Below are 15,832 nucleotides of genomic sequence, written 5' to 3' on the forward strand. Positions count from 1 at the left end.
AAGCAAATGGCCGGCGCTAAAGAAATTAAAAACAAGATCGGGAGTATTACTAATACTCAGAAGATCACCAGCGCAATGGAGATGGTTGCCGCGAGCAAAATGCGTAAAGCACAAGATCGCATGGCAGCTAGTCGCCCATACGCTAACACAATGCGCAGAGTGATCGGTCATCTCGCCGAAGGTTCTCTAGAGTACTCTCATCCGTACCTAGAAGAGCGTGAAGTGAAACGTGTTGGTTATATTGTGATTTCAACTGACCGTGGTCTATGCGGTGGCTTGAACATTAACCTTTTCAAAAAAACTATCTCTGATATGCAGGGATGGTCTGACAAAAAAGTAGATATCGATTTAGGCCTCATAGGTGCTAAAGCCGGTTCATTTTTTGGTCGTGTAGGCGGAAACGTGGTGGCTAATGTTGCTAACCTCGGTGAAGCACCTGCACTAGACGATTTGATTGGTTCTGTTCGAGTTATGCTAGATGCATACGATAACGGTAAATTGGATCGCTTATTCGTTGTATATAACAAATTTGTTAATACAATGACGCAAGAACCAACTATCGATCAACTACTGCCGTTGCCTGCATCGGAAGAAAATGAAGCATTACCGAAGCATGGTTGGGATTACCTATATGAAGGTGAACCTGCTGAGCTTTTAACTAAATTATTAGTTAGATTTATTGAATCTCAAGTGTATCAAGGTGTTGTCGAAAACGCTGCATCAGAACACGCAGCGCGTATGTTTGCAATGAAAAATGCAACGGACAATGCTGGTGACATTATTGATGAGCTGCAGTTAATTTTTAACAAAGCCCGTCAATCTGCCATTACACAAGAGATTTCTGAAATTTGTGCTGGTGCTTCAGCGGTTTAGGCAAACTTGTAAAGTTTAGAGGATTTAAAATGAGTACTGGTATTATTGTCCAGATCATCGGTGCTGTTGTGGACGTTGAGTTTCCACAGCAATCCGTACCTCAAGTGTACGATGCACTGACATTTGACGACGTTAACCTATCTGAATTGGTGCTGGAAGTTCAGCAACAAATTGGTGGTGGTGTTGTTCGTTGTATCGTTATGGGTTCAAGTGACGGTTTACGTCGAGGCCTTAAAATAACCAACACGGGCAGCGCGATTCGCGTGCCTGTTGGTGACGCATGTCTTGGTCGAATTGTAAACGTACTTGGTAACCCTATTGACGGTAAAGGCGCTATCCCGACAGATGTGCGTTATGAAATTCACCGGGCTGCGCCTTCTTATGAAGAGCAGTCACTTTCTAACGAATTGTTAGAAACGGGTGTTAAAGTTATCGATTTGATTTGCCCATTTGCTAAAGGTGGTAAAATCGGTCTATTCGGTGGTGCCGGTGTTGGTAAAACCGTAAACATGATGGAACTGATCAACAACATCGCTAAAGCTCACTCAGGTTTATCTGTGTTTGCTGGTGTTGGTGAGCGTACTCGTGAAGGTAACGATTTTTACTACGAGATGAAAGAAGCCGGCGTACTTGATAAAGTAGCTATGGTTTACGGCCAAATGAATGAGCCTCCAGGTAACCGTTTACGTGTCGCTTTGACTGCTTTATCGATAGCTGAGCGCTTCCGTGACGAAGGTAAAGATGTATTATTATTCATCGATAACATCTATCGTTATACACTTGCGGGAACTGAAGTATCAGCACTATTAGGTCGTATGCCATCAGCAGTAGGCTATCAGCCTACACTCGCTGAAGAAATGGGCATGCTACAAGAACGTATTACTTCAACTAAGAGTGGTTCAATTACATCTATCCAAGCGGTATACGTACCTGCGGATGATTTAACGGATCCATCTCCTGCAACAACATTTGCTCACTTAGATGCAACCATTGTACTGAGCCGTAATATTGCTTCAATGGGTATGTACCCTGCGATCGACCCACTAGATTCTACTTCTCGTCAGTTAGACCCGCTAGTAGTTGGTCAAGAACATTACGACATCGCTCGTGGCGTTCAAAGTGTACTACAGCGTTATACTGAGTTAAAAGATATCATTGCGATCTTAGGTATGGACGAGCTATCTGAAGAAGATAAGAAAATCGTATCTCGTGCTCGTAAGATCCAACGTTTCTTAACTCAACCGTATCATGTTGCAGAAGTATTTACGGGTGACCCAGGTGTTCTAGTGCCACTAAAAGAAACGCTACGTGGCTTTAAAGGCCTACTAGCAGGTGATTACGATGATCTTCCTGAGCAAGCGTTCATGTATTGTGGTTCAATCGACGATGCTGTTGAAGCTGCGAAGAAAATGTAACTAAGCGAGGGCACTATGGCTATGACTTTTGATTTGAATGTAGTAAGCGCAGAAGGAGTGTTATTTTCTGGCCGCGTTGAAAGCGTTCAAATTACCGGTTCTGATGGTGAGTTCGGTATTTTAGCCGGTCACACACCACTACTTACTGGTATAGTACCTGGCATGGTGCGCTTGGTTAAACAATACGGTGAAGAAGAAGTTATCTTCGTATCGGGTGGTACTTGTGAAGTACAACCTGGTGAAGTTACCGTTCTGGCTGATACTGCAATTCGTGCAGAAGATCTAGATTTAGCCAAAGCGCAAGAAGCCAAAAGACAAGCTGAAGAACTACTTAACAATTCTGCAACTAATCAAGATGTAGATTACGTTCAAGTAGCTGTTCAGCTGGCTGATGCTATTGCTCAACTTCGCGTGCTTAAATTGGTTAAAAAATTCAATTAATTTGAATTTTTAATTGAACACGTTTAGTTGTCAAAAAGCGACCTTAGGGTCGCTTTTTTTATGCCTTTAATACACACTGCATATTGTTAAATTGAATAATTCCCTATAACCTGAACATACTGTTTATATTTTCAATGTCATCATTCAGATAAGAGCCCATTATGCCTATTAGTGTTGTTATTCTTGCCGCTGGTAAAGGAACGCGTATGCGTTCAGATCTCCCTAAAGTTCTTCACCCTATCGCTAAAAAACCAATGGTCCAACATGTGATTGATACCGTAAAACAGTTAGATGTTAACGATATCTACTTAGTTTATGGTCATGGTGCGGAGTTACTCAAATCGCAGATCGAAGATGACAAATTAGATTGGGTGCTGCAAGCCGAGCAATTAGGTACAGGTCATGCGGTTCAGCAGGCCGCAGATCAATTTAAAGCCGATGAACAGATATTGGTATTGTATGGCGATGTGCCATTAATTAGCCAAGAAACGCTAACACATTTATGCCAATCTCAGCCTGAAGGTGGAATTAGTTTACTTACTGTAAAATTAGATAATCCGATGGGTTATGGTCGCATTGTACGTGATGGTGACATGGTTGTCGGTATTGTAGAACAAAAAGATGCATCAGCAGAACAACTTGAAATTAATGAAGTTAACTCCGGTATTTTCGTTGCTAATGGGGCCGATTTTCAACATTGGTTGTCTTTGTTAGATAATAATAATGCGCAAGGTGAATATTACTTAACTGATGTGATTGCACTTGCGCATAAAGCCGGTCGCACGATTAACGCGGTTCACCCGATTGCAAATATCGAAGTTGAAGGTGTGAACAACCGTATGCAGTTGGCTGAACTGGAACGCGCATACCAACAATTACAAGCATATAAACTTATGGAACAAGGCGTTACTATGCTTGATCCTCGCCGCTTTGATTTACGCGGTGAAGTGAATGTTGGTAACGATGTTACCTTTGATATTAATGTGATTATCGAAGGTAAAGTAACGATTGGTCGTGGTGTAACTATCGGAGCTAACTGCATTTTAAAAGATTGTCATATTGGTGATAACTCTGAGATTAAACCAAATTCAATTATAGAATCAGCGACAATTGGTGCTGATTGTAGTGTTGGCCCATTTGCACGTTTACGTCCTAATACAATATTGGAAGACAATGCACATGTAGGCAACTTCGTTGAACTGAAAAAAACAACGTTAGGTAAAGGTTCTAAAGCCGGTCACCTTGCTTATCTTGGTGATAGTATTATTGGTGAGAACGTAAATATTGGTGCGGGTACAATTACTTGTAACTATGATGGGGTAAATAAATTCCAGACAATTATTGAAGATGGCGCATTCATTGGTTCTGATAGTCAATTGATCGCGCCTGTTACTATTGGTAAAAATGCTACTATTGGTGCCGGCTCTACTATTGCGAGAGATGTAGCTGCCGATGAACTGGTGATCACTCGAGTAAAACAACGTCATATCAAAAAATGGCCCAAACCAACTAAAATTGCAAAGTAAGCGTTAATGTAATTGTCGCTAAAAAAGCAGAAATTTATTTCTGCTTTTTTGTTTGTCCGGCAAAGCGGTTCACTTGCAAGAAAGTGAAGTCACCCTGACTAAGGGGAAGATAATCCGAATGGCAAGGGCATTACTGGCCAACGGTGAGATCTGAAGGAGGCTATAGGAAGTTGATGTACACAACTAACCGTAACCTGTTTCGGCGGGATTGGTGGGTAAGCGTCCAAAATAGCACGAAGCCTAGCATCTAAACTTAATATGAGTAAGTGGCTTAAATTCAAGAGGAAACTCAAGGTTTAACGTCGATGTGCAGTGGCAGATGAACCCGTATAAGTGAGTAAGGCTAGGCTTATGAAAGCCAGTAATGGTGTGAAAGATAAACCAAGCCGACTATCAGTAATATGTTTGATAGAGTCAATTTTAGCCAAAATTGCTTGTTGATTGCGAAGGGGGGAAGTGATTTATCAATCACGTAAAATTGATGCAATTTATAATGGGTTCACAAATTACCAAACAAGGTGAAATCTCTATTGTAATGGCTAAAGGTGATACTAAGGCTGTGAATAGAACAGGGCATTCCAACGGTTCGAGACCGAATTGTTCAACAATGTTTATCGAATATTATGACTCCAATTTTTGACCTATCCTTTTATCCATTCAGTTATGGATCTGTCTAAGTGCTTCGAAATGCTTGATTACGACTTGATTATCAAGTCCGCGTGAAAACGCATAGCGGATGGCAGTATCTTGAGTTTGATACGACAGTTTTTAAAAATTGGCGTCATGGTTGGTGAGCGTTGGCAGGCAAGTGTACTAGGTAGTTCACAAGGTGGGGGTAATTAGTCCGTTACTTTCCAAAATATACTTAGATGAGTTCAATCAAGAAATGATGAAGCGTAAGCACCGAATAGTGCAATATGCGGATGATATTATAATGTTTTTCACCTCAAGTAAGGGTGCTGATAACGTAAGCAATGGAATGGACACCGCCTCACCCTTTCGCGCTGTTGATTTGGCAAAAAACGTGTTTCACATTCATGCTATTAATGAGAATGAAAAAAAGTTTGGCAAGGAAAGTACAATCGCACCACTTGGTTGAAGGCGATTGTGAAACGAGTACCAACAACCGCGGTAATCGGCATGGAAGCTTGAGGTTCAGCTAATTATTGGGCAAGAGAGCTCACAGCACTTGGTTACAGTGTTAAATTAATAGTCGCTCAATTTGTTAAACCTTATGTTAAAACAAACAAAAATGATAAAGTTGACGCTGAAGCCATTTGTGAAGAATTAATCTGCCACAGAACTGCAAAAGCAAACCAAATCAGAGGGCTCGTCAGTGAATACGGCATTTGGCATCGCTTATTTACGAAAAACGATACCAATGTGGTTAGAAGAATCCGACAACGGTTTAACATTTGATTTTAGGGTTTTGTTGCTCACGCTCCAGGAAGATTTAATTCTTGTAAATGAAAGAATTGATTTACTGACAGCAAAAATTAAAAATAATGTTGCAACTAATCCCATAGGAAAAAATTGATGACAATTATCGAGATTGGTCCTTTGGTCTGCAGTGCATTACTAATGGCACTTGGGGATGGTTATTTAAGAAAATTATTAGTTCATGGTGCGAGAGCAGCTTTTCGTCATGTCAAAGATAAGACAGACCCTTTAAGTTTATGGATAAAAAACTTGAGTGAAAAAAACACCCAAATGTTATTATCGTTGCACTTGCTAACAAATTAGCACGAATTTCATGGGCGTTAGTTGCTAACGACACCGAATACACAGAAACATTGGCCGCTGGTTGATTGTATTAAAATAATTTTCATATTCGAAGTTGTAGGTAATACTTAGGTTACAAATAGTAAGCACATTATTTAAAAATTGCAAAAGTAAAAGAGAGATGGAAAATAGGTTAAACCATCACTAGAAAAACCTTTACGAAGCGAAGAGTTAATAACTCGTGTAAGCGCTTGGGATCTAGTGTGCGAATGAAGCCATTGAGGTTGTGTCCATACATGTTCACCAGACCCTACTTGAAAAATAAAATATATCAAACAGAGCCGCCTGAAGTCGTTAACCTTAACGAGGCTAATAAATTAATTCAGGAATTATGGCAACAGCTAAGAGAATATGAAGACAGATTGGCCACATCCTCACGGAACTCATCGTTGTCACCGTCATCGGACACTCCTGCGCAAAAGGCCGAGCGAAAAAAGCTCAAGCGCCTCGTAGTGGAAATAAGATTGGCGCTCAGCCAAACTCCCTGTTACCGCATCAGGGAGTCAAATGGGACCTAATTTACTCAGTTACATCAGTGTATTGACTGGACAATATCACCTTAGTATTCGAAAAGTTCAAAGCTTATTGAAATCTCAATTTAGCACTATATTTTCAACCGGTGCAATATCAGAGGCGCAAGGTCGAGTCAGTAATATGCTCACACCGCTGCATCAAGCATTACATAGCGCCATCAAATCATCGCCGATTGTGCATATCGATGAAACATCACATCACCGAAACACATTAGCACAAACGCAGTGGCTCTGGCTCTGGCTTGCATCAGGTGATGATGTTGTATTCCAAAAAATAATGAGTTCACGCCGACAAGAATGTGCTCAATATATATTAGGCAAAAAGTTCACGGGTATTGTGATAACAGACCAGTGTGCTAGTTATAATTGGATCGATAATCAGAAACATCAATTCTGTTGGGCGCACATTGTGCGTAATCTTCAAAAAATGGCAGACTACAGCGGCAAAGGGCTGACGGCTCATATTGGTCAGAAATTAGTGTTAACTTGCCAAGGTGTTTTTAGAACTCAGCATCGATATGAAAATAATCAGTTAGCTGCCCATCAATATCAAAAACGAATGCGTCGATTACGGCAAAGTTTCAATTTGTTATTACAAAAAGGAATGAGAACACCTTGTAAACGTTACGTCGGTCGATGTAAATTTATCTTAAAGCATGAGCCGAGTTTATGGGTATTTTTATCATCCCCAGATATACCGCTTACAAATAATGAAGCTGAACGGTGTATTCGAGGTAGTTGAAACCTGCAAGAAGCGAAAGCTATCGGCATTAAGCGTGATCTCAACGTTCGTGAGTGCAGTCATACGACGAGAACCCTATCCTTATGTCTTCGATTTCGCTAAAACCTAAATACAACATACCTCTGGTGAACGGTTACCTGATAACGCATTGAAAGTAGCGCGCCATATTTTAGAAATAACACCGCAATTCAAGAAAAGAAGCTCAAAATGTTAAAAGTGAAGCAATTTATCTAAGCGTAATGGTGTGGTGAATTTAGTCACAGTGCTAAAACAATTGAACCTAGTGCTTAAAGGGTTTGTAAACTACGTCAAAATAGCCAATATTACGAACAAACTGTAAAGTCTTGCAGCTTGGATAAGACGTAGACTGCGAGTCCGTTAGCGAACAATGCTATGCCTAACCAGTGGTTTAAAAGTATAGGTTTATATTCAATAAAAGAAGTGAAAACAGGTGTTCACGCTTTTTTATTAAGACATAGCAAATTGCAGGAACCGTATACGAGGTCCGTACGTACGGTTCTGTGAGAAGCAAAAGTCTCACTCTACTCGATGTATTCGTCATTAACTACGCATTACACTGGTGTTGGAATTGGATTACGCTTATGAGTCGTTTTTTTATAAGTATCGATAATTTTAGTTTCAGCTTTAATATCGATGTCTTTCCCTTCTAAGAAATCATCAATCTGATCGTAAGTCACACCGAGTGCAACTTCATCTTCAAGTTGCGGGCGATCTTCTTCTAAATCTGCTGTTGGTATTTTTTGATAAACCTCTTGCGGAGCCCCCAAAGATTCGGCTAGCGCTCTAACTTGACGTTTATTCAAACCAAATAGCGGCGCTAAATCACAAGCCCCATCACCGTGCTTAGTAAAGAAGCCGGAAATGTTCTCTGCACTATGATCGGTTCCCGGTACTAAACCACGATATAACCCTGCAATTTCATATTGTGCAATCATGCGCATTCTTGCTTTTACATTACCTTTATTAAAATCTTGGTTGAAGGCGGTGCTTTCTGGTAATCCTGCGGTCTTCACGGATCTGAGTACCTCGGCATGAATACTATCTGCACCTGACTGGATATTGACTGTGACGGATGTTTTCGGGTTAATAAAGTTAAGTGCTTTTTGAGCATCATCTTCATCCGCCTGTACTGAGTAAGGTAAGCGCACGGCAATAAAATTATAATCATCATTACTGTGTTCAGTATTAAGCTCTTCAATTGCTAGTTGGCATAGTCGGCCACAAGTTGATGAATCAACACCACCACTTATACCTAATACTAAACTTTTTAATCCTGAGTTAGTTAATTGCAGCTTGATAAAGTTAATGCGACTACGGATCTCATCGGCGATATTGATACTTGGTTTAACTTTCATCTCTGCGATAATTTGTTTTTTAAGTTCAGTCATGGGTCTATCTCCTTGGTTAAGGTTATTGTATCGCGATAAATGGACATTACTAGTTACCTAGCACCGTAAGTGATGACTTTTAAATGAACCGATTCGTTATATTGCGCTATTTGCATACTATTAATATCGAAAAAAAACAGTTTTGTACTAAATCCATACAGAGCTTGTTGTTTGTGAGGTTATTTACTAATAACGCTTGCCTATGTGATCGAATTCTCTATAATCCATCTCACTGACACGGCAACAGCCGCTCAGTATGCTCTTTAACAATTTATTCAAGCAATCTGTGTGAGCACTTGCAGAGATATAATGACCAAATATTATATCAATGTAATTGTGAACATTAAACTTAAATCGAAAGATGATAGTTTTATAAACAATAGAACTTTGGTTTTATTGTTGAAGTACAGAATTCATTGAGCCGACTTAATTGCTTAGGCAGTTAGTCAAAAACTTTTAATTGAAGAGTTTGATCATGGCTCAGATTGAACGCTGGCGGTAGGCTTAACACATGCAAGTCGAGCGGAAACGAAGAATAGCTTGCTATTCTGGCGTCGAGCGGCGGACGGGTGAGTAATGCTTGGGAATCTGCCTAGTCGAGGGGGACAACAGTTGGAAACGACTGCTAATACCGCATACGACCTACGGGTGAAAGGGGGCCTCTTCTTGAAAGCTCTCGCGACTAGATGAGCCCAAGTGGGATTAGCTTGTTGGTGAGGTAAGAGCTCACCAAGGCGACGATCCCTAGCTGGTCTGAGAGGATGATCAGCCACACTGGAACTGAGACACGGTCCAGACTCCTACGGGAGGCAGCAGTGGGGAATATTGCACAATGGAGGAAACTCTGATGCAGCCATACCGCGTGTATGAAGAAGGCCTTAGGGTTGTAAAGTACTTTCAGCGAGGAGGAAAGGTGGTGACTTAATACGTTATCACTGTGACGTTACTCGCAGAAGAAGCACCGGCTAACTCCGTGCCAGCAGCCGCGGTAATACGGAGGGTGCGAGCGTTAATCGGAATTACTGGGCGTAAAGCGCATGCAGGCGGTTTGTTAAGCGAGATGTGAAAGCCCCGGGCTCAACCTGGGAACTGCATTTCGAACTGGCAAACTAGAGTTCTTGAGAGGGTGGTAGAATTTCAGGTGTAGCGGTGAAATGCGTAGAGATCTGAAGGAATACCAGTGGCGAAGGCGGCCACCTGGCAAGTAACTGACGCTCAGATGCGAAAGCGTGGGTAGCAAACGGGATTAGATACCCCGGTAGTCCACGCCGTAAACGATGTCTACTCGGAGTTTGGTTCCTTGAGAACTGGGCTCTTAAGCTAACGCATTAAGTAGACCGCCTGGGGAGTACGGCCGCAAGGTTAAAACTCAAATGAATTGACGGGGGCCCGCACAAGCGGTGGAGCATGTGGTTTAATTCGATGCAACGCGAAGAACCTTACCTACTCTTGACATCCATAGAACTTTCCAGAGATGGATTGGTGCCTTCGGGAACTATGAGACAGGTGCTGCATGGCTGTCGTCAGCTCGTGTTGTGAAATGTTGGGTTAAGTCCCGCAACGAGCGCAACCCTTATCCTTATTTGCCAGCACGTAATGGTGGGAACTCTAAGGAGACTGCCGGTGATAAACCGGAGGAAGGTGGGGACGACGTCAAGTCATCATGGCCCTTACGAGTAGGGCTACACACGTGCTACAATGGCGCATACAAAGGGCTGCAAACCAGCAATGGTAAGCGAATCCCACAAAGTGCGTCGTAGTCCGGATTGGGGTCTGCAACTCGACCCCATGAAGTCGGAATCGCTAGTAATCGTGAATCAGAATGTCACGGTGAATACGTTCCCGGGCCTTGTACACACCGCCCGTCACACCATGGGAGTGGGCTGCACCAGAAGTCATTAGCTTAACCTTCGGGAGGGCGATGACCACGGTGTGGTTCATGACTGGGGTGAAGTCGTAACAAGGTAGCCCTAGGGGAACCTGGGGCTGGATCACCTCCTTACGTAAAGTTGTTAATTTTTGTAAGTGCCCACACAAATTGCTTGAATAGAAAGTTGAAAAGTATGTCTTACTCATCGTAAGACGCGAGAAAGCAAAGATAAACAATACAATGTTTATCTTTGCTTTTTAGCAAATTGCTCTTTAAAAATTTGGAAAGCTGAATAAATAAAGAAGTTCTTAAAACACGTTATTGCTTTGGCAATAACAATAGAGTGTTCTTGAGTATTCTTGAGGCGAAAAAAACTAGATAATACCTAGTTATTTCAATTGTACGGTCGACTTTAGATTGTATGGTTAAGTGACTAAGCGTATACGGTGGATGCCTAGGCAGTCAGAGGCGATGAAGGACGTGTTAATCTGCGTTAAGCTGTGGGGAGTTGATAAAAAGCATTGATCCACAGATGTCCGAATGGGGGAACCCACCTTACTTTGTAAGGTATCGTAACGTGAATACATAGCGTTACGAAGCGAACCGGGAGAACTGAAACATCTAAGTACCCCGAGGAAAAGAAATCAATAGAGATACCCTTAGTAGCGGCGAGCGAACGGGGTCTAGCCCTTAAGCAGTTTGGAAGTTAATGGAAGGCTCTGGAAAGTGCCACGATACAGGGTGATAGTCCCGTACATGAAAACGACCTTATTGTGAAATCGAGTAGGACGGCACACGTGATATGCTGTTTGAATATGGGAGGACCATCTTCCAAGGCTAAATACTACTGACTGACCGATAGTGAACCAGTACCGTGAGGGAAAGGCGAAAAGAACCCCTGTGAGGGGAGTGAAATAGAACCTGAAACCGTATACGTACAAGCAGTGGGAGCCTACTTTGTTGGGTGACTGCGTACCTTTTGTATAATGGGTCAACGACTTAATTTCAGTAGCAAGGTTAAGCGAATAGCGGAGCCGTAGGGAAACCGAGTGTTAACTGCGCGAATAGTTGCTGGGATTAGACCCGAAACCCGGTGATCTAGCCATGGGCAGGTTGAAGGTTGAGTAACATCAACTGGAGGACCGAACCGACTAATGTTGAAAAATTAGCGGATGACTTGTGGCTGGGGGTGAAAGGCCAATCAAACCGGGAGATAGCTGGTTCTCCTCGAAAGCTATTTAGGTAGCGCCTCGCGTCTAACTATTGGGGGTAGAGCACTGTTAAGGCTAGGGGGTCATCCCGACTTACCAACCCTTTGCAAACTCCGAATACCAATAAGTTCAATCGCGGGAGACACACGGCGGGTGCTAACGTCCGTCGTGGAAAGGGAAACAACCCAGACCGTCAGCTAAGGTCCCAAAGTGTATGTTAAGTGGGAAACGATGTGGAAAGGCTCAGACAGCCAGGAAGTTGGCTTAGAAGCAGCCATCTTTTAAAGAAAGCGTAATAGCTCACTGGTCGAGTCGGTCTGCGCGGAAGATTTAACGGGGCTAAACATACCACCGAAGCTACGGATGCAAAGACGTGTTCTTTGCATGGTAGAGGAGCGTTCTGTAAGCCGTCGAAGGTGAGTTGAGAAGCTTGCTGGAGGTATCAGAAGTGCGAATGTTGACATGAGTAACGATAATGGGGGTGAAAAACCTCCACGCCGAAAGACCAAGGGTTCCTGTCCAACGTTAATCGGGGCAGGGTGAGTCGACTCCTAAGGCGAGGCCGAAAGGCGTAGTCGATGGAAAACTGGTTAATATTCCAGTACTCGCTTATATTGCGATGGGGTGACGGAGAAGGTTAGACTAGCATGGCGATGGTTGTCCATGTTTAAGGTTGTAGGCTGTGTGCTTAGGTAAATCCGGGCGCACTTAAGGCTGAGGACTGATGACGAGTCTCTACGGAGATGAAGTAGTTGATACCCGGCTTCCAGGAAAAACCTCTAAGCTTCAGATATAAGAGAATCGTACCCCAAACCGACACAGGTGGTTAGGTAGAGAATACTAAGGCGCTTGAGAGAACTCGGGTGAAGGAACTAGGCAAAATGGTACCGTAACTTCGGGAGAAGGTACGCCAATGATGGTGAAGGACTTGCTCCGTAAGCTATTGTTGGTCGCAGAGAAATGGTGGCTGCAACTGTTTATTAAAAACACAGCACTGTGCAAAATCGCAAGATGACGTATACGGTGTGACGCCTGCCCGGTGCCGGAAGGTTAATTGATTGGGTTAGACTTAGGTCGAAGCTCATGATCGAAGCCCCGGTAAACGGCGGCCGTAACTATAACGGTCCTAAGGTAGCGAAATTCCTTGTCGGGTAAGTTCCGACCTGCACGAATGGCGTAATGATGGCCACGCTGTCTCCACCCGAGACTCAGTGAAATTGAAATCGCTGTTAAGATGCAGTGTACCCGCGGCTAGACGGAAAGACCCCGTGAACCTTTACTATAGCTTGGCACTGAACATTGAACCTACATGTGTAGGATAGGTGGGAGACTTTGAAGCATTGTCGCTAGATGATGTGGAGTCAACCTTGAAATACCACCCTTGTACGTTTGATGTTCTAACGTAGGCCCCTTATCGGGGTTGCGGACAGTGTCTGGTGGGTAGTTTGACTGGGGCGGTCTCCTCCCAAAGAGTAACGGAGGAGCACGAAGGTTGGCTAAACATGGTTGGACATCATGTGGTTAGTGCAAAGGCATAAGCCAGCTTAACTGCGAGACAGACACGTCGAGCAGGTACGAAAGTAGGTCTTAGTGATCCGGTGGTTCTGAATGGAAGGGCCATCGCTCAACGGATAAAAGGTACTCCGGGGATAACAGGCTGATACCGCCCAAGAGTTCATATCGACGGCGGTGTTTGGCACCTCGATGTCGGCTCATCACATCCTGGGGCTGAAGTTGGTCCCAAGGGTATGGCTGTTCGCCATTTAAAGTGGTACGCGAGCTGGGTTTAGAACGTCGTGAGACAGTTCGGTCCCTATCTGCCGTGGGCGTTTGAGAATTGAGAGGAGCTGCTCCTAGTACGAGAGGACCGGAGTGGACGAACCACTGGTGTTCGGGTTGTCATGCCAATGGCATTGCCCGGTAGCTAAGTTCGGAACTGATAACCGCTGAAAGCATCTAAGCGGGAAGCAGGCCTCGAGATGAGTTCTCACTGGAGCTTTAAGCTCCCTGAAGGGCCGTTGGAGACTACAACGTTGATAGGCAAGGTGTGTAAGTGCTGTGAGGCATTGAGCTAACTTGTACTAATTACCCGTGAGGCTTAACCATACAAATTAAAGTATGATTAATTGAAATATGACTTAAGAATAGATTGAACACTTTATGTTTTAAAGACTTCTTTATTTATAGCTTTTCAGATTAACAATAGAAATTAATTTTCTTATAGAAAGCAAACCAGATTTGCTTGGTGACCATAGTGTTGCGGCCCCACCTGATCCCATCCCGAACTCAGAAGTGAAACGTAATAACGCCGATGGTAGTGTGGGGTCTCCCCATGTGAGAGTAGGGCATTGCCAAGCGCCATTTTTATTCAAGACGAAGTCTTGGGTAAACAAGAATAGACTGATGGAAACATTAGCACAGATTGTGCGGAGTGGTAGTTCAGTTGGTTAGAATACCGGCCTGTCACGCCGGGGGTCGCGGGTTCGAGTCCCGTCCACTCCGCCAACAACAACGAAAGCCTGAATCGAAAGATGCAGGTTTTTTTTGTGCCTGAAATTCAGTGGTAAAGTACCGAACAGATTGTGCGGAGCGGTAATACCAATTCCTATAATTAGCTGGTCAAGTTTGTCCAATCTCTAAAGCAGAGTGAAATCACTCTGCGTTTATCTTCACAAAACCTATTCCAAGCATCGCTACATCTATTTACAATGTCCTCATATCCACTAAAGCATCGGTTCGCTAATTCATTTTGTCGTAACCAACGCCATACTTGCTCAATTGGATTTAATTCTGGTGAGTACGAGGGAATATGGATAATAGCTAGATTTTTAAATTCATTTGAGATGCTCATGCATATATACCATATTACTGAATGGGGCTATCATGGCTTCTGTTTTTCCGTTATTCACGCAGACAGCACCAAAAAGGTAGGCATATCCAAATTATTGCTTCATCCTGAGACCTGATTTCAACGTCTTTTAACCGACATTCCGCCCCCCATTATAGATATTAAATGTCGTTTTTTAGCGGCACGTTCAACGCAGATGTATACATGATGTATTTGTTAATGCTGATGTCATACATAAATTGTAAAATACCGCGATAAAAAAAATCTTGACGGTATCCTACTCAACAAAGGTCTTGACCACCTCGGCTTAGTTTCTGGCATGTGCAAAGATATGGGTATCGCCCAATTTATCGATGCAGCACATCCAAATAAAAGTAAAGATAAGCAAATTTCATATGGTCAACTCGTGGATGCCATGATTTTAAATGGACTCGGTTTTGTTGGCAGAACATTGCATATGTATCCTGAATATTTTTCAGGCAGAACTGTCTAATATTTGATTGGCAAGGGCGTAAAAGCGGAACATATTAATGCTGATGCGCTCGGTCGCTGCCTTGACTAACGGTATGAAACTGGCGTATCCGAACTGTTTCAAGGATTGTCTGCTCGTACAATTTCACACTTAGGCTTGCCTTGCGAAGGACTTAGTCTGGACTCCAGAAGCATTCATGTTGATGGTGAATATTGAATATAAAGCACTAAAATGGTAATAACGCAATCCAATTGGTACGCGGGTACAGCCGTGATCACAGCCCTGAAATGAATTAAGCAGCATGTTAAAATCCTTAAATCTGCACATGACCATTATTATGTCATTGGTGATGCAGCGCTCTACACAGCAGGAACGATTCAATCGTGTGAAGAATAAAGTCAATTTTTCATCTCTAGAGCGCCACAAAAGTTAAAATTGGTCAAAAAAGTTATATCAGCATAAAATAGCTATCAGTTCACAGCATTAGACAACGGTTATAGCGCAACCTAGATAGACTCAAATTACGGTGGCTGTTAGTACTGAGTGAACAAGTAAAAAACGCTTCGCTTGTCAGGATGATGCAATGAAAATGTTGGATATTGGGATGAAATCTCAAACCTGCATGGATCTGAGCGAAATAGAGGTAATTGACCCCCCTTTTTTTAATCAAAGTGGTTGGCCTAAAAAAGCTCAATAAGCCGATAGTTATG

General features: G+C 43.0%; 7 protein-coding genes, 1 tRNA gene, 3 rRNA genes and 5 pseudogenes. 13 read left to right on the top strand and 3 right to left on the bottom strand.

What is annotated here, in order from left to right; genetic code table 11:
- The first annotated feature begins 6 nt into the window (after positions 1 to 6).
- The 8 genes and pseudogenes from atpG to tnpC all read left to right on the top strand — a co-directional run bounded on the left by atpG (position 7) and on the right by tnpC (position 7,421).
- Entirely contained in the window at positions 7 to 873 is an 867-nt protein-coding gene (atpG, locus tag MORIYA_RS14205; protein ID WP_112716148.1) for a F0F1 ATP synthase subunit gamma, read from the top strand.
- Between the two features lie 29 nt (positions 874 to 902).
- Positions 903 to 2,288 carry a F0F1 ATP synthase subunit beta gene (gene atpD / locus MORIYA_RS14210; RefSeq protein WP_112716150.1) on the top strand — a complete coding sequence of 462 codons (1,386 nt, stop codon included), beginning with the start codon at positions 903 to 905 and terminating at the stop codon, positions 2,286 to 2,288.
- Positions 2,289 to 2,303: 15 nt separating this feature from the next.
- Positions 2,304 to 2,729 (top strand): F0F1 ATP synthase subunit epsilon, encoded by a 426-nt coding sequence (locus tag MORIYA_RS14215; RefSeq protein WP_112716152.1) that lies wholly within the window; start codon positions 2,304 to 2,306, stop codon positions 2,727 to 2,729.
- Positions 2,730 to 2,890: 161 nt separating this feature from the next.
- On the top strand, positions 2,891 to 4,255 hold the full coding sequence (gene glmU / locus MORIYA_RS14220) for a bifunctional UDP-N-acetylglucosamine diphosphorylase/glucosamine-1-phosphate N-acetyltransferase GlmU (RefSeq protein ID WP_112716154.1): 1,365 nt from the start codon (positions 2,891 to 2,893) through the stop codon (positions 4,253 to 4,255).
- 1,137 nt (positions 4,256 to 5,392) lie between these two features.
- Positions 5,393 to 5,536, top strand: a pseudogene (locus MORIYA_RS21820) (IS110 family transposase); the annotation flags it as partial.
- A gap of 55 nt (positions 5,537 to 5,591) precedes the next feature.
- The gene (locus MORIYA_RS21075) at positions 5,592 to 5,792 is read left to right on the top strand and encodes a hypothetical protein (RefSeq protein WP_197713387.1); all 201 of its coding nucleotides are present in this window, start codon (positions 5,592 to 5,594) and stop codon (positions 5,790 to 5,792) included.
- Positions 5,792 to 5,998, top strand: coding sequence for a hypothetical protein (locus MORIYA_RS21080; protein ID WP_197713388.1), 207 nt, complete (start codon positions 5,792 to 5,794; stop codon positions 5,996 to 5,998). Before MORIYA_RS21075 ends, MORIYA_RS21080 begins: the two co-directional genes overlap by 1 nt.
- Before the next feature lie 275 nt (positions 5,999 to 6,273).
- Positions 6,274 to 7,421, top strand: a pseudogene (gene tnpC, locus MORIYA_RS14235) (IS66 family transposase).
- 463 nt (positions 7,422 to 7,884) lie between these two features.
- Here tnpC and nadE read toward each other — a convergent pair.
- Complete coding sequence (gene nadE / locus MORIYA_RS14240) at positions 7,885 to 8,721, bottom strand: ammonia-dependent NAD(+) synthetase (RefSeq protein WP_112716156.1); 837 nt, start codon at positions 8,719 to 8,721, stop codon at positions 7,885 to 7,887.
- Between the two features lie 457 nt (positions 8,722 to 9,178).
- Between nadE and MORIYA_RS14245 the strand changes: the two genes are divergently transcribed.
- From MORIYA_RS14245 to MORIYA_RS14260, 4 genes are all read left to right on the top strand, one after another.
- Positions 9,179 to 10,723 (top strand): 16S ribosomal RNA (locus MORIYA_RS14245).
- 291 nt (positions 10,724 to 11,014) lie between these two features.
- Positions 11,015 to 13,908 (top strand): 23S ribosomal RNA (locus MORIYA_RS14250).
- 135 nt (positions 13,909 to 14,043) lie between these two features.
- A 5S ribosomal RNA gene (gene rrf, locus MORIYA_RS14255) occupies positions 14,044 to 14,159 on the top strand.
- The 16S, 23S and 5S rRNA genes sit together here with 1 tRNA gene alongside, the layout of an rRNA operon.
- Before the next feature lie 71 nt (positions 14,160 to 14,230).
- A tRNA-Asp gene (locus tag MORIYA_RS14260) sits at positions 14,231 to 14,307 on the top strand.
- A gap of 106 nt (positions 14,308 to 14,413) precedes the next feature.
- On the opposite strand, the pseudogene MORIYA_RS21825 reads toward MORIYA_RS14260, so the two are convergent.
- Positions 14,414 to 14,608: pseudogene (locus MORIYA_RS21825) on the bottom strand (transposase); the annotation flags it as partial.
- 31 nt (positions 14,609 to 14,639) lie between these two features.
- A pseudogene (locus tag MORIYA_RS21830) lies at positions 14,640 to 14,744 on the bottom strand (IS630 family transposase); the annotation flags it as partial.
- A 160-nt stretch (positions 14,745 to 14,904) separates the two neighbouring features.
- Between MORIYA_RS21830 and MORIYA_RS14270 the strand changes: the two are divergent.
- Positions 14,905 to 15,816, top strand: a pseudogene (locus MORIYA_RS14270) (DUF4277 domain-containing protein); the annotation flags it as partial.
- Positions 15,817 to 15,832: the final 16 nt, after the last annotated feature.

It is taken from the genome of Moritella yayanosii, from assembly GCF_900465055.1.
Taxonomy (GTDB): Bacteria; Pseudomonadota; Gammaproteobacteria; order Enterobacterales; family Moritellaceae; genus Moritella; species Moritella yayanosii.